Below are 19,129 nucleotides of genomic sequence, written 5' to 3'. Positions count from 1 at the left end.
TGCGTGGAGTTACACCACGCACCCAACGAAACGAACAGTATATCACGGCTCGCAAGCTTGTCTGCCCCTTGCCGCCTTGAGCGGCGCGGCTTCCGGGCGTGCCGCGCCGCCCGCTCCCTGCGCTGGCCCGGGAGCGAGGAACGATTGCGGATTGATATTGCAAGAGAATTCCCGCCTCGAAACCCGGCGTTGCCGCTCGTCTGCTAAGATGTTAAGTCATGCAAATTGCCATTGCTTCTCCGGCAAAGTATTCCCAAGGTATTTGCCGATCAATCCCCGGACCGCGCCGACCCATGATTTCACGCCCTCGCTCCCTGCTCGCCTTGCTGCGCCGCGCCGCGCCCCTTTCCTTGCTTGCGCTGGCCGGAGCGGCCGCCGCCGGCGTGGTCACCTTCAGCCCGCAGGGCGAAGTGAATAACATAAGCCAGGTGCGCGCCACCTTCTCCGCCAGCATGATCCCGCTGGGCAACAGCGCCGCGCCGGCGCCTTTTTCCTGGAGTTGCCGCCTGAAAGGCAAGGCCCATTGGGTGGACGACAAGACCTGGGCGCTGGACTTGCCGGCAAGCCCGGCCGCCAACACCGACTGCCGCTTCACGCTGAAGCCCGGCCTGAAGGACATGCAGGGCAATCCGGTGGCCGGACCAGCCTTCCGCTTCTTCACCGGCCTGCCCATCGTCGGCCGGCATTGGCCAAGCGAGGGCAGGATCGAGGAAGATCAAGCCTTCGCGTTGCGCTTCAACGCCGCCAATGTGTCGCCGTCCTCGCTGTACTGCCAATCGTCCAGCCTGGCCGAGCGCATACCGGTTAGGCCGCTGGACCTCTCAGACCGCGCGGCGCTGCTCAAGCACCTGGACCTGCAAAAAGACGCTGCCCGCGTGCTGACCGTGCGCTGCGACCAGCGCCTGGCGCCGGACAGCAAGCTGTCGCTGGTCCACCTGCGCGGCGCCGGCAAGCCGGACAAGCTGGATTTCCAGGTGCGCCCCGCCTTCAGCGCCAATATGAGTTGCCAGCGCGAGAGCGCCAAGGGCGCCTGCATTCCGTTCAAGCCCATCGTCCTTAACTTCAGTTCGCCGGTGCCGGAAAAGCTGGCGATGGCGGTGCGGCTATCCGGCGGCGGCGCCGAGCGCGCGCCCCAACCGCAAGCGCGCAGCAAGGGCGAGCCGGTGGACAGCGTCAGCTTCGCACCGCCGTTCCCGCCGCTGGAAACCTTGACGCTGACGCTGCCCAAGGACTTCCGCGACGAAGTGGGCCGGCCGCTGGTCAACGCCGGCCGCTTCCCGCTCGCGTTCAAGCTGGGCGACTACCCGCCGCTGGCCAAATTCGCCGCCGCGCCGTTCGGCATCATCGAGTCCGGCGCCGACGCCGCCTTGCCGATCACGCTGCGCGGCGTGGAAGCCAACCTGAAAGTCCAGTCGGTACAGCTGGGCGGCCAGGCGCTGCGCCTGACCCGAGACGCCGACATGATGGAGTGGCTGGCCAAGGTGCAGCGCTACCATGAAAGCCATCTGCCCGCCGGCAAGGACAAAACCATAGAGAGCCGGCGCGTGTCGTTGCTGAATAAAAACCGCGACGCCGCGGCGCTGAAGCTGCCGACCCAGCCGGACAAGAACGGCAAGTGGTCGTTCGAGGTGGTGGGCATCCCGCTGCCCAAGCCCGGCCTCTACGTGGTGGAGGTATCGTCCCGCCTGCTGGGCAAGTCGCTGCTGGGCGCGGACAAGCCGATGTACGTGCGCACCGCCGCCCTCGTCACCAATATGGCCGTGCACCTGAAGCGCTCCGGCGAAAACGCGTCGGTGTGGGTCACCACGCTGGACAAGGGCAAGCCGGTGCCCGACGCCAAAATCAGCGTCTATGACTGCAAGGGCGAAGCGCTATGGTCCGGCAAGACCGACAAAAACGGCATCGCCAACATCAACAAACAGCTGAACGGCGGCGAATGCTCGTCCGACGAGGAGTTGTTCGGCCTGTTCGTCACCGCCCGCGCCAAGGACGCGCAGGGCAACGAAGACGTGTCCTTCGTCCGCTCCGGCTGGAACCGCGGCATCGAGTCCTGGCGCTTCCCCTTCCCCACCCAGTGGAACGACAGCCCGTCCATCCTGGCCCATACCATCCTGGACCGCCCGCTGTTCCGCGCCGGCGAAACGGTGTCGATGAAGCATCTGCTGCGAGTGCAGGCCGGCAAGGGCCTGGTTCAGCTGAAACCCGGCCAGCTGCCGCAACAACTGCGCATCGTCCATGACGGCAGCGGCGACGAGATCACGCTGCCGCTAACCTGGCGCAACGGCCGCTACGCCGAAAGCAGCTACGCGCTGCCGAAGGAGGCCAAGCTGGGCGAGTACACGCTGTATCTGGAACGCAAGGGCACGCGCGGCCCGGACGACAAGGCCAAACCGGCCAGTCCGGAGTTGGACGGCTACTCGCTGCGCAGCGGCGGCTTCCGCGTCGAGGAATTCCGCCTGCCGGTGATGACCGGCCGCATTTTCACCGCCAAGGGCGCCAATATCGGCGCCAAACAAGTGCCGCTGAACGTGTCGATGTCCTGGGGCAACGGCGGCCCGGCCAAGGACTGGCCGGTGGAGGTCAGCGCGATGCTGGCCGACAGCTATACCCACTTCAAGGCCTACGACGGCTTCAGCTTCTCGCCGCCGCAGCGCAGCCGCGAAAACAGCGATGGCTCGCTCGATGGCAAGGTGGTGCTGGACAAGGCCGCGCTGAAGCTGGACGCCAACGGCAACGGCAAGGTGGCTATCGACAAGCTGCCCAAGCTGGACCGCCGCTACGATCTGGTGACCGAGGCCGCCTACCGCGATCCCAACGGCGAAACCCAGACCCTCACCCGCCGCATCCCGCTGTGGCCGGCCGCGCTGCAGGTGGGCGTCAGCGTCGACAGCTGGATCACCGCCGGCCGCGCGCTGAAACTGAAAGCCGTGGTGCTGGACACCGCGGGCAAACCCGTCGCCAACCAGGACGTCAAGGTGACGCTGCGCGAGCACCGCTACCTGTCCAGCCGCAAGCGGCTGGTCGGCGGCTTCTACGCCTGGGACCACAACGAGGAAACCGACGACAAGGGCAAGGTGTGCAGCGGTACGTCCGACGCCCGCGGCCTGGTGTTCTGCGACATCAACCTCAAGGACGCCGGCGACATGGAGCTGATCGCCGAAGCCAAGGATGGCCAGGGCAACGTCGCCCAGGCCGCGCAATCGGTGTGGGTCAGCAAGCATGACGAGCTGTGGTTCGACGTCGACAACAACGACCGCATCGACATCCTGCCCGAGAAAACCAGCTATCTGCCCGGCGAAACCGCCCGCTTCCAGGTGCGCATGCCCTTCCGCAAAGCCACCGCCTGGCTGGCCATCGAGCGCGAAGGCATCCTGGAAACCCGCGTGGTGGAGCTGGAGGGCAAGGACCCGACGGTAGAACTGAAAGTTGGCCCGGACTGGACGCCCAACGTCTACGTGTCGGTGCTGGCCGTGCGCGGCCGCGTGCGCGACGTGCCGTGGTACTCGTTCTTCACCTGGGGCTGGAAAAGCCCGTCGGAATGGTGGGACGCCTACTGGAACGAAGGCGGCGATTATGCGCCGCCGACCGCGATGGTGGACCTGTCGCGCCCGGCCTTCAAATACGGCATCACCGAGATACAGGTGGGCGACGCCGCCAAACGGCTGAGCGTGGAAGTGACGCCGGCCAAGAAGAGCTACGGCATCCGCGAGACCGCCGAAGTCGTCGTCAAGGTGAAGCTGCCCAATGGCAAGCCGGCGCCGGCCGGCACCGAGGTGGCCTTCGCCGCCGTCGACGAAGCGCTGCTGGAACTGCAGCCCAATCACAGCTGGGAGCTGATGCAGGCGATGTACCAGCGCCACAGCTACGGCGTGGAAACCGCCACCGCGCAGATGCAGGTGGTGGGCAAGCGCCACTACGGCCGCAAATCGCTGCCGCCGGGCGGCGGCGGCGGCAAAGCGCCGACGCGCGAGCTGCTGGACACCCTGCTCACCTGGCAACCCAGCGTGAAATTGGACGCCAACGGCAGCGCCCGCGTCAAAGTGACGATCAACGACGCCCTCACCCGCTTCCGCCTGGTGGCGGTGGCCGATATCGGCAATGACATGTTCGGCACCGGCGAGGCCGACATCAACGTCACCCAAGACCTGCAGCTGAGCTCCGGCATCCCGCCGCTGGCGCGCGAAGGCGACCAGTTCCAGGCCGGCGTCACCGTGCGCAACGGCGGCGACAAGCCGCTGAAGGTCAAGGTGTCCGCCGCCGCGTCCGGCTTCCCGGCGCTGCCGGCCCGGGAAATCAGCCTGCCGGCGGGCGAGGCGCGGCTGGTCAGCTGGAACGTGACGGTGCCGGAAGGCTTGAAGGAGGCGCAATGGACCTTCGCCGCCCAGCAGGTGGACGGCAAGGCCGCGGACAAGCTGGCGGTCAAGCAGCAGATAGCCCCCGCCGTGCCGGTGACGGTGGAACAGGCCACGCTGCAACGCGTGTCGCCCGAACTGGCCATCCCCGTGGCGCCGCCGCCGGGCGCGCTGCCGGGCCGCGGCGGCATCCGCGTCAGCCTGCAGGCCAAACTGGGCGACAGCCTGCCCGGCGTGCGCCGCTGGTTCGAGGACTACCCCTACGCCTGCCTGGAGCAGCGCAGCTCCATCGCCATCGGCCTGGCCGACGCCAAGCGCTGGGAGCAACTGATGAGCGAGCTGCCGCTGTATCTGGACGGCAACGGCCTGGCCGCCTATTTCCCGCTGGGCGAAGGCGCGCCGGACCGCGGCAGCGACGTGCTGACCAGCTATCTGCTGTCCGTGGCCGACGAATCCGGCATGGCCATCCCGGAAGGTCCGCGCGGCAAAATGCTGGACGGCCTGTCCGCCTTCGTCGAAGGCAAGCTCAAGCGCGACCTGCCCACCCGCCGCCAGGACGCCGACGCGCGCCGCCTGGCCGCGATGGACGCGCTGTCGCGCTACGGCCGCTTCCGCCCAGCCATGCTGGACGTGCTGGACCTGAACCCGCAGAAGATGGGCACCGCCATGCTGGTGGACTGGCTGTCGCTGCTGAACCGCGCGGCGGACATCCCCCAACGCGCCGGCCGCAGCGCGGAAGCCTCCAACCTGCTGCGCGCCCGCCTGAGCTACCAAGGCACCAAGATGGGCTTCAGCACCGAGGCCGGCGACAACGCCTGGTGGCTGATGGGCAACGGCGACGTCAACGCCGCCAAGCTGCTGCTGGCCGCGCGCAAGCTGCCGGACTGGCAGGCCGACATGCCGCGCCTGCTGACCGGCCTGCTCGCCCGCCAGCAAAAAGGCCACTGGAGCACCACCACCGCCAATCTGTGGGGATCGCTGGCCGCCGCGCAGTTCTCGCGCCAGTTCGAAACCGCGCCGGTGTCGGGCCAGACTCGCGCCACCCTCGGCAAAACCAGCCTGAGCCTTGCCTGGCCGCAGGAAGGCGTCAAGCAACTGGGCCTGCTGCCCTGGCCGGCAGCCGCCGGCAGCCTGCAGCTCAAGCACGCCGGCGCAGGCGCACCGTGGGCCACCATCCAGGCCGAAGCCGCCATCCCGCTGAAAACCGCGCGTTACGCCGGCTACAGCATCAAGAAGACGCTGACGCCGGTCAGCCAGAAGGCGGCGGGCCAATACCAGCCCGGCGATGTGGTCAAGGTGACGCTGGCCATACAGGCGCAGAGCGACATGAGCTGGGTGGTGGTGGACGACCCGATTCCGGCCGGCGCGGCGATCCAGGGCGGCGGCCTGGGCCGCGACTCGGCCATCGACGCCAAGTCCGGCAACGGCGGCGACTACGCCGACTACATCGAACGCCGCTTCGCCGGCTACCGCGCCTACTACAGCTACGTGCCGCGCGGCGAGCTGAAAGTGGAATACACGATGCGGCTGAACAATCCGGGAACCTTCAAGCTGCCGCCGACGCGAGTGGAGGCGATGTACGCGCCGGACGTGTTCGGCATGTCGCCCAATGAGCCGTTCAAGGTGACGGGGGGCGGAAAGTAAGGCCAAGGGCGCTTCGCATCGCCAGGTCGAGGCGCGCCGCGGTCATGCCCGCCCAAGACGCGGCGAAGCGTCCGCACGCTGCGCGTCCGCCCCGCAGCTGTCACGCGCCGCGCCATCCCAAACAGCTGGCGCGCCCGCGATGCGCAGCGCATTCCGGCGCGGCATGCTCGAAGTCGGCCGCGCAAAGGTCTACAACGAGCATTACAGGGCTGGCCATCGGCGCCCCTCGCGGATTGGCTGGGTCCATTGCGCAGCCGGCTGGAATGGCTCGGCAAGGCCGATGCCAGCCAAGCGATCGCCGCCCGGGCAGGCTGGCGCCGGGGATGCCGTCCGCCATACCGCAACGCAAACCACACCAAGCTTTGTCTGTGTAACGGAAGGGTGCAGCAGTGAAATGGCTCCTGCTTTTGCTCTCTCTCTGCTGCGTGTCCTTCGCCCATGCGGAAGACACCCTGCGGCTGACGCTGGCGCACGGCGCCGCGATCGACCATCCGCGCCAGCTGGCCGCGCTGCGTTTCGCCGAGCTGGTGGCCACATCCAGCCATGGCCGCATAATGGTTGAAGTCTTCCCCGCCGCCAGCATGGGCGATGACGCGACCATGGTGAACGCGATGCGCGACGGCACCTTGGACATGTCGGCCAACAGCCAGGGCGCGCTCTCGAAAGTGGTTCCGGAATACGCGGTCCTGGGCATGCCCTTCCTGTTCCCCAGCGCCGAAGCCGCCTGGAAGGTGTTGGACGGGCCCGCCGGCAAGCTACTGGCGGAACACTCGGCGGCGCAGGGGTTTCAGGTGCTTGGCTTTTGGGACAACGGCATCCGCCAGATCAGCAACAATGTGCGCCCCATCGTCTCGCCGGCGGACCTGCGCGGTCTGCGCATCCGCACGCCGCCCGACCCCGTCACCGTCGATTTGATCCAGAGCCTGGGCGCGCAGGCCCGCCAAATCGAGTGGGCGGACGTCTACAACGCCTTGCAGCAAAAAGTGGTGGACGGACAGGAGAATCCTCTGGTGAACATCCTGGACGGAAAACTCTACCAGGTTCAGAAATACCTGAGCCTGACCGGGCATAAGTACGAGGTGACGCCATTCGTGATGGCGCGCAAACGCTGGAAGACCTTGTCGCCAGGCGACAAAGCGCTGATCCTGGCCGCCGCGCGCGAAGCGACGGCATATCAGCGCAGCCTGTCTCAACAGGCCAACAAGGCGGCTCTGGACCAGCTGATTCGCCTGGGCATGAAAGTGCAAGCGGTCGACAAAGCCCCTTTCATCGCGGCATGCCGCCCCCTCTACGACAAGTGGCTGGCCAGCCCGGCCGGCCCATTCCTGCGCATCGTCATGGAAGCGGCAAAGTGAGTTTGCCTGGCCTTTCTCCGCGCCTGGCCGCCGCCGCAAGGCAAGGCTCCAGCCGGCGCTTATCGCCGCGCCGCAGCATCATGCTGGGTTTCTCCGCCACCTTGACGATTGTGCTGGGAGTCGTGCTGCTTTCGGTCTGGATGCAGTCTAGGCTGGCGGATCAGTGGTACGACGTGTCGCGGGTCATGTCCAAACGCTATCAGCTGATGCTGAGCTGCACCCAGCATCTGGGCTTTGCCAACCTGTATCTGAGCAAGTTCAAGCACGGCGGCGGCAGCGACGGCGATCGCTTCAAACTGGAGCTGTCGCAGATCGCCGCGGCCTTGCGCGAATACCGCGCCAGCGGGCCGCTCAATGAGGAATCGCGCCAATTGCTGGGGCGGGTCGACGCCTATCTGCAGGCCTATGCCGGCGACTTGCAGCGCCTGCAAAACGCGCGCGCCGCAGGCGCCAGCGATGCCGAACTCGCCTTTCTGCTGGGCGACGAAAACGACAAATTGCTCGCGTTGGCGATCAACCGGCTGACGGAGACCAGCCGCAAGGGCATCGAGCACGCCAGCCAGAGCATAGACCAGCAGATTCATGACCAAGGCCTGATTTCGCTGCTGGCGGCGGTCGCCGCGACGCTGGCGATCTGGCTCACCGCCCTGATCACGCTGCGCACCATATTGCAACACGACACGGCGCGGGAAGCCGCCATCGGCGCGCTTCAGCAAGAGGTGAAGCAGCGCGCCCAGGCGGAACGGGCGCTGGCCCATAATCGCGATCATCTGGAGGAGCTGGTCGCCGAACGCACCGCCGAACTGCAAACGGCCAAGGAGGCGGCCGTCGCGGCCACCCAGGCCAAGAGCGCCTTCGTCGCCAACGTGAGCCACGAGATCCGCACGCCGATCAACGCGATTCTGGGCATGACTCATGTGCTGGGAACGTCGCCTCTCAATGCCGAGCAGCGCCGATACCTGGAAATGCTGCGCCTTTCCGGCCACTCGCTGCTTGGCATCATCAACGACATTCTGGACTTTTCCAAAATCGAAGCCGGCCGCATGACGCTGACGCCGGAACGCTTTCAGCTGGACAACATGCTCAACGCCTTGGGCGGCATCATGGCCATGTATGCCGGCAACAAGCCTATCGAACTGATCCTGAGCGTATCGCCAGACGTACCTCAAACGCTGCATGGCGACGACATGCGCTGGCAGCAGGTGCTGGTGAACCTGGCGGGGAATGCGATCAAATTCACGGAGACGGGCGAGGTCGCGGTCGAGGTGACCCTGCGCCAGCGCGAGGGGGACCGGGCGACCTTGCGCTTCGCGGTCAGCGATACCGGCATCGGCATTTCCCCTGCGCAGCAAGCGATGCTATTCCAGCCGTTTAGCCAGGCCGATGGCTCCACCACCCGCCGCTTCGGCGGCACCGGACTCGGGCTCGCGATCTCGCGGCACCTGATAGAACTGATGGGCGGCACCTTGCAGCTGGAAAGCCAATTGGGCGCGGGAAGCCGCTTCTGGTTCGACATCGCGCTTGGCTGCCCGGAATCCGCGCCCCAAGCGCCCACGCACGCCGTCGGCATGGGGCGCATGCGGGCGCTGGTGGCGGACGACAATCCGCACAGCCGCGAATGCCTGCAGGCCATCATGGAGGCCTGGCGCTGGGACGTGGAGTGCGTCGCCAGCGGACAAGACGCCCTGCGCCTGCAGCAGGCGCGCGCCAACAGGAGCGAAGCTTTCGACCTGATCCTGGCGGATTGGGCCATGCCGGACATGAACGGACTGAGTCTGCTCAGAAAGCTGCGCGAAGCCGGCTGCCGCAACCTGCCGGTGGTGGCGATGGTGAACGCCTTTGCCCGAGATTCGCTCGATGCTTCCAGTCTGGCGCATCCGGCGGACGCCGTGCTGCATAAGCCGATCACCGGCTCCAGCCTGTTCGATGCCGTCATGGAGGCGAAGGCGCGCCGCCGGGGCGATGGCGCTCACGCCGCCCCCGGAGGCAACGCGGTCGAAGCGATTGATCTCGATGGCGCGCGACTGCTGCTGGTCGAGGACAATCCATTCAACCAGTCCGTGGCCGTCGCCTTATTGAAGCCAACCGGGGCTCGAGTGGAGATCGCCGCCAATGGAGAGGAGGCCGTGGAAAGGCTGCGACAGCAGCCCGACGCCTTCGACCTGGTGCTGATGGACGTGCAGATGCCGATATTGGATGGTTATGGCGCCACGCGGAAGATCCGGGAGGAGCTGGGTTTGCGCTTGCCCATCGTGGCTATGAGCGCCGGCGTGATGCAAGAGGAACGCGCCCGTTGCCGCGAGGCCGGCATGGATGACTTTGTCGGCAAGCCAATCGACGTCCCGCAACTGTTCGCGGTCTTGTCGCAGCACCTGGCTCCGCGCCGCCAGGCATCCGACGCCCAAGCCGCCCCCGCGCCGCCGGCCAGCAAGGCGCCGCCGGAACACCTTGCCGACATGGCGGTCGACGCGGTCATGCTCAGCGTGGCCAGGCACGTCGCGCAGCAGGCGCGCGCCCCGCTTCAGGCGCTGCAAAGCGCGTGGGAGGCAAACCGCTTCGACGAACTCAAGCAGGGGCTGCACAATATGCGCGGCTCCATGGGCTTGCTGGGCGGCCCCGGCCTGATACAGGTGACGCAGACGCTAGAGCACTCTGTTGGAACGCTGAGCCGGGCAGCCTGCCTCCCGTTATGGGCCACGCTGGAACATGAATACGAGACCATGCTGCAAACCGCCCGGCAACTTTGCGCCGCCGCGCCGCCGCCCCCTTCCCCCTCCGCCCCGGCTTCTCTGCAAGCTTCTGACCTGAACGACTTGCTTGCCCTATTGTCGCAAAGCAACGTCGCGGCCTGCGATCGCTATGCATCGCTGCGGCCGGCGCTTTTGAGCGAATTCGGCCCAGAACGGATGGCCCAGGCTGACCAGGCGATGCAAAGACTGGACTTCACCGCCTGCCGCGGCCTGCTTTCCACGCCGCCGGACGAGCCGCGCCCGCCTGCTTGACCTGCGCCAGACGGCCTGTGCGCGGAACATGTCGGCGCCGACGCAAGCCCGCGCGCGACTGGCATGGTCTGGCATGAAAACATGGGTTTAACGCGCCATCCACGCCGAAATCGGCGCGACAGCGCGCTGGCTTGCCGTATCATCTGCGGTGTTCCCCCATACTTCATCCCGCATGGCTCACTCATTGCTTGTCTCCCACCGCCGCTCCGCGTCGCATTCCGGCCAGCCAACTGGCGCCCGTCTGCGCCGCCTGGCAAGCGGCCCTATCGCGCTGCTCCTGCTTTCCGCGCCCTGCTGGGCCCAGCCCAGCTTCCAGCAGGTGAAAGCCGCCTGGCAGCCATCCGACGTGATGTTTCTTGATCGCCATGGCCAGATGCTGCAGCGGCTGCGCGTCGACAAGCAGGCTAGGCGCCAGGATTGGGTGGCGCTGGCGGACACCTCGCCCGCCTTCCGCCAGGCGCTGGTGCTGTCCGAGGACAAGCGCTTCTACCAGCACAGCGGCGTGGATTGGTCCGGCGTGGCGGCCGCCGCCTGGGCCAATCTGTGGAACACCCGCACCCGCGGCGCGTCCACGCTGACCATGCAGCTGGCCGGCCTGCTGGACGAGGACTTGAAAGTGAGCAAGGGCGGGCGCAGCCTGTGGCAGAAGATGGGCCAGACCTGGTCCGCCGCCTGGCTGGAGCGGCATTGGAGCAAGGCGGAAATCCTGGAGGCTTATCTCAATCTGGTGGGTTTCCGCGGGGAGCTGGTCGGCTTGTCCGCGCTATCGTCCACGCTGTTCGGCAAGCTGCCGTCCGGCCTGAACCTGGAAGAATCGGCCATCGCTGTGGCGCTGATCCGCGCGCCCAATGCCTCGCCGGACAGGGTGGCCGCCCGCGCCTGTCTTATCCTGCGGGACATCGGCCGCCGGCCGGACTGCGCCGCGCTGGGCGTGCGCGCCACCCAGGCGCTGGCCCGTAGCCGCGCCGCCAACCCGCTGGCCGAGCAGGACGCGCCGCACTTCGCGCAGAAACTGCAGCAGGCGCGCCGCTTCCCCGCCGGCAGCCGGGTGGCCACCACGCTGGACCTGCCGCTGCAGCGTTTCGCCGCCGCGGCGCTGCGCCGCCATCTGTCCGCGCTGTCGCAGCGCAATGTGCAGGACGGCGCGCTGGTGGTGCTGGATAACCAGAGCGGCGACATCCTGGCCTGGATAGGCTCCAGCGGCCGCGGCCTGTCCAATGCCGCCCAGGTGGACGGCGTCACCGCGCCGCGCCAGGCCGGCTCCACGCTCAAGCCCTTCCTGTACCAGATGGCGCTGGAGAAACACTATTTGACCGCCGCCTCGCTGCTGGCGGACAGCCCGCTCGACCTGCAGACCGGCAGCGGTCTGTACGCCCCGCAAAACTATTCCAAGGACTTCAAGGGCCTGGTTCCGGTGCGCACCGCGCTGGCGTCCTCGCTGAACATTCCGGCGGTGCGCACCATAGAAATGGTCACGCCCAACGCCCTGCGCGACCGCCTGGTCAAACTGGGCTTTTCCAGCCTGACCGAGGACGGCGACTACTATGGCTACAGCCTGGCGCTGGGCGCGGCCGACATCCGCCTGCTGGACCTGGCCAATGCCTACCGCACGCTGGCCAACCAGGGCCTGGCCAGCTCGCCGCGCTGGACGCTGGCCGACGCCAAGCCGAAGCCGGTTCGGCTGCTGGACGCGGCCAGCAGCTTCATCATCGCCGACATCCTGTCCGACCGCACCGCGCGCGCGCTCACCTTCGGCCTGGAGAGCGCGCTGTCCACCCGCTACTGGAGCGCGGTGAAGACCGGCACCAGCAAAGACATGCGCGACAACTGGGCAGTCGGCTTCTCGCGCCGCTTCACGGTGGCGACCTGGGTGGGCAATGCCGACGGCGAGCCGATGTGGGACGTGTCCGGCATGCATGGCGCGGCGCCGCTGTGGCAGACGGTGCTGGACCGCGCCCAGCAATCGGCGCCCCCCTTGCCGCCGCCCGCGCCGCCCGCAGGCCTCGTGCGCCAGCGCGTGCGTTACCAGGGCAATGCGGCGGCAGCAAGGACCGAGTGGTTCCTGGCCGGCACCCAGCGCGCGGAGATCGTGCCGCAGCGCGGCAATGCCGCCAGCCTTACGCCGGGCATCGCCGCGCCAGTAGACGGCAGCGTGTACGCGCTCGATCCGGACATCCCGCCGGCCAATCAGCGCCTGGTGTGGCGCGCGCAAGGCGTGACGCGCCCGCAATGGTGGCTGGACGGCAAACGGATGGGCGGCGGCGCGGAGCTGTCCTGGTTCCCCTGGCCGGGGCGGCACCGGCTGGAGCTGCGCGGAGGCGACGGCAAGACGGTGGATGCGGTGAGCTTCGAGGTGCGCGGCGCTTCCCCGCGGCCGGGCAAGCCGCGGGCAAACGCCGCGCGATGAGCCGCTAGGGGGTCTTGCGCGATTGCAGCGCGTGCCAGAGCTGCTCCGCCGCGCGCGCCGCTGCGGCCTTCTGCGCATCGCTCATGGCCTGATAGTCCTTGGTCTTGAGAAACCAGTCCGCGCTCAGCTCGTCGCCGGCGCGGCGTGCCACCAAGTTCCAGGCGGCGGCCTGCTGCGGCTGCTTGTCCAACAGATAGCTTTCCGAGATCATCGCCGCGGCATGGGCATTGCCTTGAGTAAAGGCCTGTCGCAGCGCCTGCCTGGCCTGCTCCCGGTAGGGGAAGCCGGCTTCATAGTCCGGCTCGCGCGGATGGCCGTCCAGCTGGAACAGATAGCGTTCCGCCAGGTGGGTCAGCGCCTGCGCGTCGCCGCGCTTGGCCGCCTCGCGCAGCTCGGCCAGCGACATCCGGTAATAGCGCATGTCTATCTGATAGCCAAGCTTGCGCAATTGCAGCCTGCGCTCCCGCTCTTGCGCCGTCTCCGGCGCCGCCGCGCCCGCGCCTGCCAGCAATGCGGGATCGCCGCCCACCGCGAAGCTGAAACCGCCGGCCTGGTCCATCGCGGCGCTCTTTTCACCCAGCCTGTCCGTCCCGCCGCGCTGCGCGGCGCCGGAAGCCGCCGCCTTCAAGGGCGGCGCGCCTCCGTCTTCACGCGGACTGGCGGGCAACCATAGCCAGAACACCGCGGCTGCCGTCCCAGCAGCCGCAACCAGCCAACCCGTTGCCCGTTTCATCGTCAGATCCGATTCATGCAGGCGCCGAAGCCATTGGCGTAGCCATAGCGCGAGTAGTAGTCACGCTGCGAGGGGGTGCCGTGCTCAGCGTAATCCGCCGCGTCGCGCGCCGAAGCGACGGCGTTCTCGATGAAGCTGGGGTAGCGCAGGCTGGTTTCGGCATAGCGGGCGAAAGTGCCGCCCACGCAGTCGGCCTGCAGTTCCTGCATGGGCGCCTGACGGTAAATGCCATATGTGAATTGCACGGAATGGCCCCACTCATGCGCCAGGATGAACTTGGCCACATAATTGCCATAGCTGCTTTCCTGCTGCTGCAAAAAGCCGGTGCCCACGCTGATGGTGTAAGGTCCGCAAGCCATGGCATTGGCCTGAGGCTCGCCGCAGGCCTGCTGATCCACATACACGGTAGGCCGCGCATAAGCGCCGAGGAAGCCGCGGATCTCATTGGCGCTGGACTGGATGTAGGCATTGCTCACCGGCATGGCGAACACGCCGCCGGCTTGGCCTGCCAGAGCCGCGCCGATTGCGAGCAGGCTGACGAATTGGTTTCTCATGATCTCTTTCTCCTTGTTGTGTTGTGCCACGGAGATTTGTTTATTCGATATGAATAAATAGATCGGAAAGAACAAATTTCTCTAAGCGTCCTCACTGATATGCATATTGAATTAAATGACCCTGCGCCGTTTTGTCGCGCGCGGCCTCGCCATGCGAAAGGACGGAGCCCCGCTCCGTCCTTTTCTGCCAGGAAACCTAGCGGGATCAGGCTTGCTGGCCGGTCGCCGCCAATACGATTTCGCGGATGCAGACGCGCTGCGGTTGCTGATAAGCGTAGGCGATGGCATGGGCCACATCCTCCGCCGCCAGCACGCCGCCCATTTGTTGCTTCCACTCCTGATAGCCGGCCTTGATTGCTTCATCCGTGGTGTGGCCCAGCAATTCAGTCTCCACCGCGCCCGGCGCGATGGTGATCACGCGCACGCCCTGCCCCGCCACTTCCTCGCGCAAGTTCTCGGAGATGGCATGCACGGCGAACTTGGTGCCGCAGTACGCCACATGACTGGGGAAGGTCTTGCGCCCGGCGATGGAGCTGATATTGATGATGGTGCCGCGGCCGCGGGCCACCATGCCGCCCAGCACGGCGTGAATGCCGTTGAGCAGACCTTTGACGTTGACGTCCAGCATGCGCTGCCACTCTTCCGGGTCCTGCTGCGCCATCGCGCCCAGCAGCATCACGCCGGCATTGTTGACGATGGCGTCGGCGGGGCCGAACTTGGCCTCGGCTTCCGCCAGCGCCTGCCGCATCGCCGCCCCGTCGGTGACGTCCACCCGGCGGCACAGGACATTGGGCAGCGCCAGGGCTTCCAGCTTGTCCACGCGGCGCGCCAGCAACAGCAAAGGGTGGCCAGCGGCGGAAAACAGTTTGGCGGCGGCGGCGCCGATGCCGGAGCTGGCGCCGGTGATGACTATGAGAGGCTTGTTCATGAGTGCTGTCCTTCCATAAATAAAAGCGATACATATCGAATGAGTAGCAGTATATTCAGCCTATTCACGGTTGAAAAATGATAAAAATCACTGACTGGCATCGAGAAAATCTATGGATATACGCCAACTGAAGGCCTTCGTCGCCGTCTTTGAGGAGCGCAGCATCACCGTGGCCGCGCAGCGGCTCTTCGTCACCCAGCCCACGCTGTCCGTGACCATCCGCCAACTGGAGGAAGCGCTGGGCGTGACGCTGTTTGAGCGCTTGCCGCGCGGCGTGGAAGTCAGCGAGGAGGCCCGCCTGCTGTATCCGCAAGCTAGGCGCATGCTGGCCCAGGCCGATGCCATGCGCCGGATGTTCCGCCAGCGCGGCGACTGCCTGCCCCTGCGCCTGGGCGTGGGGCTGGACATCGGCCGCAGTCAGCTGGAGTGCCTGCTGCGGCGCATTCTGGAAGCCAAGCCCGGCATCCTGGTGGAAGTGCTGGAAGGTTGCGATGGCGAGGCGAGGCTGACCGCTGAAGAAGACCGCTGCGAGGATGAGCTGTTTCTGCCCTTGTGGGAGGAGGATTTTGTGCTGGCGGTGCCAAACACGCACCGGCTGGCCGGGACGACGGAACAAGACCCGGCCTTGCTGGACGAGCCGGACTGGATCATCTGCCCCGCCCATGTCAGCCACCAGCGTCTGCTGGATGTGCTGGGCGCCGCCGCGCCTGCGCTGGCCGTGGCGGCGCGGGCCGGCAGCCTGCGGTTGGCCGCGCATATGGCGGCGGCGGGCATGGGCGTGGCGCTGTTGCCGCGCGCCCTTGCCGCCGACCACCCCGGCCTTTGCCCAGTGGCCCTGGCCGGCGCGCGGCCGACGCGACGGGTAGGCCTATGCTATCCGGCGCAAGCGCTGGAGCTGCCGGCGCTGCAGGCCCTGCGCGAAAGCCTGGACAATTACAGCGGCAGCGGCGCGGACAGGCCGTAGTTGTAGATCAGCATGGACGCGGTGAATAGCATCACCAGCCCGATCACGCCATCCAGCACGCGCCAGCTGACCGGTTTTTCAAACAGGGGCGCCAATTTGCCGGCAAACAAGCCGATGATGCTGAACCACAGCACGGAGGCGCACAGGCTGCCCAACAGGAAGGACAGATTGGCCTCCTCCCCGTACACGGTGGAGACGCCGCCGATCAGTACCACGGTATCCAGCCAGACGTAGGGATTGAGCAGGGTCACCACCAGAATGGTGCGGATGGCGCGCTTGCGGTCGCGCTCCACGCTGCCGGCCAATGACATGCCGCCGGCTTGATAGGCCGCGCGGAAGGACTTGAAACCCAGCCACAGGATGAAGGCGGCGCCGCCCCAGGTCACCACGCTGAGAAAACCCGGGATGCCGGCCACCACCTTGCCCATGCCCAACACGCCGCTGGCAATCAGCAGGATGTCCGCGGCAATGCAGATGGCGATGATGGGCAGCACATGACTGCGGCCTATGCCCTGGCGCAGCACGTAGGCGTTTTGCGGACCGATGCCGACGATCTGGCTGAACGAGATGCCCAGCGCGGAAAGAAAGACGTTGAAATTGAACATAGCCTGCTCCTGAATCATTGGCAGGCAGAATAAACGCACGCGTACTGTTAAGTAAAACTAATAAAAATCATGATACATAAGCAGAATTAATAACGCGCACATCCGCGCCGCTGACATTCCAGTCGCGCACCCAGCCCGGCAGTTCATGCGCGGCCAGCGGCGGCGAGATGCCGTAGCCTTGGCCGTCATGGCAACCTATCTCCTGCAGCCTTTGCCAGATCGCGCGGCTCTCCACGCCTTCCACCACCAGCTTGCGGCCGGTGTAATGGGCAAAGGACAGCATGCTGCGGATGATGGCCTCATTGCCCGGCATGTCCAGCAGCAGGCGCACGAACCGCTGGTCGATCTTGATGGTGTCGAAAGGCAGCTGCTGCAGATGCACCAGCGACGAGGCGCCGGTGCCGAAATCATCCAGCGCGATGGACAGGCCCAGGTCGCGGCAACGCTCCAGCTTGGGCGTGATCTGCTCCGCTTCCTGCTGGGTCACGCTCTCCAGCACCTCCAGCTCCAGGAAGCCGCTGGGCAGCGGGTGGGTTTCCAGCAGCGCGCTCAGCGCCGGCAGGAAGTCATCATGCTTCAGCGTGGCGGCGGACAGGTTGACGCTGACGGGAATGATCTGGCCCTGGTTGCGCCATTCGCATGCCTGGCGCACCGCCTCGCGCAGCACCCACCAATCCAGCTCGCGCATCAGGCCGCTGTTCTCGATGGCCGGGAAAAATTCGCCGGGCAGCATGTAGCGGCCGTCGCGCACCCAACGCACCAGCGCCTCCGCGCCTTCGATGCGATTGGTCTGCAGGTTGATCTTGGGCTGGAAATACAAGCGCAGCTCGCCGCGCGGCACGGCCATCGCGAAGGCGCTGCGCATGGCGTGCAGGCGATGAATCTCTTCGTCCAGCGCCGCGTCGTAATGGCGATAATGTCCGCCGCCCTGCTCCTTGGCCCGGTTCAGCGCCAGGTTGGCGCGGCGCAGCAGGCTGGCCGGATCGCACGGGCCTGCGGGACTCACCGCCACGCCCACGCTGCATCGAGCCTCCACCGTAACGGCCATGACCTCCACCGGCAGCGGCAATTGCCGCAATACCGCATCCACCAGCTCTTGCGACCGGTCCACGCGCTCGGTGCAGACGATGAAGCGTGAAGCGCCCACCCGTCCGACATGGCCAAACGGATAGATGGCGTCGCGCAGGCGGCGCGCCATTTCGCACAGCACCATGTCGCCGCCGTCGTAACCGAGCCGGGCATTGATTTCGTGGAAGCCCTCCACCGCCACGGCCAGCACCGCCACTTGGCTGCCGCCGTGCCGCGCGCGCAGCAACCGGCCTATCAGGTCCTGCATCTGGCTTCGATTGGGCAGGCCGGTCAGCACATCGTGCCGGCTCAGAAAATCCAGTTCCGTCTCGATGCGCTGGCTGCGTTCCATCGCCTCATGGCGCTCCAGCGCGCGGCCGATTTCGCGCGTCATCACATCGAACAGGGCCAGACGGGTCTGATCAAAAAAGTGGCGGTGGCGCGAATGCAACACCAGCACGCCCACCACATGCTGACGCACCAGCAGCGGCGCCACCAGCAGGCTGCCATCGGCCAGCGCGCCCAAACCCTCGCGCCAACCATGCAGATGCGGATCGCCGCGCACGTCGTTGCTTACCTGCAGCACACGGCCGCGCAGCGCGCGCGCCACCGGGTTGGCTTCGTGCCCCTCGTCCAGCCTGACGAAGGCGAACATCTCCTCGCCCGGCATCTGCCAGCCCTGATGCGCCATCGCCGACATCTGCAGCTCATCTCCAGCCAGCATGCCGACCCAGGCGATATTGAACGCGGACTCTTGCACGCAGACATCGCATACCGACTGCAGCATGATGCGGCGGTCCACGCTGTCGGCCAGGGCCAGGGTGACGCCGCTTAAGGTGGAATAGAGGGCGGAAATGGATTGCAGATGCTGCTGGCGGGTCAGGGATTCCTGTTGCAAGGCGCGTTGGTAACCATGAGTTTTCAGCATCTGATCGAGCAGAATGCGCTTGCGCAGCAGCCGGGCGGCCTCCACCGCGTCGTCCTGCGCCATCGGGGCTTGGGCCAGGCTGGCCAGCAGGTGGGCCTGGACGCGCTCATACAGTCCGGCCAGCCATCCCAGCCCGATGCCCATGCGGCACCAGGTTTCGCCGGCCAGGCTGAGCTGCCAGGCACGCGCCTCGTCCAGCGGCAGCCGCAGCAAGCTCTCCCACTCCTGCAGCAGCCGTTCCACGACGGCTTCCAGGCTGCCGGCGCGCTGCTTCAGCGATTCGGCTTCGCATTCGCTCTTCAGCAAATGCCAGTACAGCTCTTTCGCCAATACCTCGCGCCGCGCCAGGCAAAGCTCGGCGTAGCGCGGCAACAGCGCCAGATGATCGGCTCGGATGCCGATTAAACGGCACATGCCTGCCAGGAGTGCCTTGTCGTCCGTCTGCATCTTCACATTCTGCGCCGACTTGCGCCGGTTCCGCCCCTCTGCCCGCATCCATCGCTGAATCATGACCCGTCCGCCCGTAGGCGAGCGGGTTCTTGTATTGTATTTCCGGCGACCATCCGACTTGAAATGATCAGGCCGAAGC

At 66.5% G+C, this 19,129-nt stretch carries 10 protein-coding genes; 5 read left to right on the top strand and 5 right to left on the bottom strand.

What is annotated here, in order from left to right:
- Nucleotides 1-293: 293 nt before the first annotated feature.
- The 4 genes from FYK34_RS06505 to pbpC all read left to right on the top strand — a co-directional run bounded on the left by FYK34_RS06505 (nt 294) and on the right by pbpC (nt 12,760).
- Nucleotides 294-5,996 (top strand): Ig-like domain-containing alpha-2-macroglobulin family protein, encoded by a 5,703-nt coding sequence (locus FYK34_RS06505; protein WP_149295609.1) that lies wholly within the window; start codon nt 294-296, stop codon nt 5,994-5,996.
- 389 nt (nt 5,997-6,385) lie between these two features.
- Nucleotides 6,386-7,351, top strand: coding sequence for a TRAP transporter substrate-binding protein (locus FYK34_RS06500; RefSeq protein WP_149295608.1), 966 nt, complete (start codon nt 6,386-6,388; stop codon nt 7,349-7,351).
- Nucleotides 7,348-10,353, top strand: a complete 3,006-nt coding sequence (locus FYK34_RS06495) for a hybrid sensor histidine kinase/response regulator (protein ID WP_168209662.1) — start codon at nt 7,348-7,350, stop codon at nt 10,351-10,353. Before FYK34_RS06500 ends, FYK34_RS06495 begins: the two co-directional genes overlap by 4 nt.
- Nucleotides 10,354-10,525: 172 nt before the next feature.
- Nucleotides 10,526-12,760, top strand: coding sequence for a penicillin-binding protein 1C (gene pbpC / locus FYK34_RS06490; protein ID WP_231137387.1), 2,235 nt, complete (start codon nt 10,526-10,528; stop codon nt 12,758-12,760).
- Nucleotides 12,761-12,764: 4 nt separating this feature from the next.
- On the opposite strand, the gene FYK34_RS06485 is transcribed toward pbpC, so the two are convergent.
- The 3 genes from FYK34_RS06485 to FYK34_RS06475 all read right to left on the bottom strand — a co-directional run bounded on the left by FYK34_RS06485 (nt 12,765) and on the right by FYK34_RS06475 (nt 14,975).
- Complete coding sequence (locus tag FYK34_RS06485; RefSeq protein ID WP_149295606.1) at nt 12,765-13,493, bottom strand: hypothetical protein; 729 nt, start codon at nt 13,491-13,493, stop codon at nt 12,765-12,767.
- 2 nt (nt 13,494-13,495) lie between these two features.
- Complete coding sequence (locus FYK34_RS06480) at nt 13,496-14,047, bottom strand: neutral zinc metallopeptidase (RefSeq protein WP_149295605.1); 552 nt, start codon at nt 14,045-14,047, stop codon at nt 13,496-13,498.
- A gap of 205 nt (nt 14,048-14,252) precedes the next feature.
- Nucleotides 14,253-14,975, bottom strand: a complete 723-nt coding sequence (locus FYK34_RS06475; RefSeq protein WP_149295604.1) for an SDR family oxidoreductase — start codon at nt 14,973-14,975, stop codon at nt 14,253-14,255.
- Between the two features lie 112 nt (nt 14,976-15,087).
- Between FYK34_RS06475 and FYK34_RS06470 the strand changes: the two genes are divergently transcribed.
- Complete coding sequence (locus tag FYK34_RS06470; protein WP_149295603.1) at nt 15,088-15,939, top strand: LysR family transcriptional regulator; 852 nt, start codon at nt 15,088-15,090, stop codon at nt 15,937-15,939.
- Here FYK34_RS06470 and FYK34_RS06465 read toward each other — a convergent pair.
- Nucleotides 15,909-16,544: a LysE/ArgO family amino acid transporter gene (locus FYK34_RS06465; protein WP_149295602.1), complete on the bottom strand. Its 636-nt coding sequence runs from the start codon at nt 16,542-16,544 to the stop codon at nt 15,909-15,911. The genes FYK34_RS06470 and FYK34_RS06465 overlap by 31 nt on opposite strands.
- 67 nt (nt 16,545-16,611) lie before the next feature.
- Nucleotides 16,612-19,050 carry an EAL domain-containing protein gene (locus FYK34_RS06460; protein WP_149295601.1) on the bottom strand — a complete coding sequence of 813 codons (2,439 nt, stop codon included), beginning with the start codon at nt 19,048-19,050 and terminating at the stop codon, nt 16,612-16,614.
- Nucleotides 19,051-19,129: the final 79 nt, after the last annotated feature.

The organism is Chromobacterium paludis, from assembly GCF_008275125.1.
Classification (GTDB): Bacteria; Pseudomonadota; Gammaproteobacteria; order Burkholderiales; family Chromobacteriaceae; genus Chromobacterium; species Chromobacterium paludis.
Note: the sequence above shows the minus strand (reverse complement) of the source record. Positions and strands in the feature narration are given on the sequence as shown.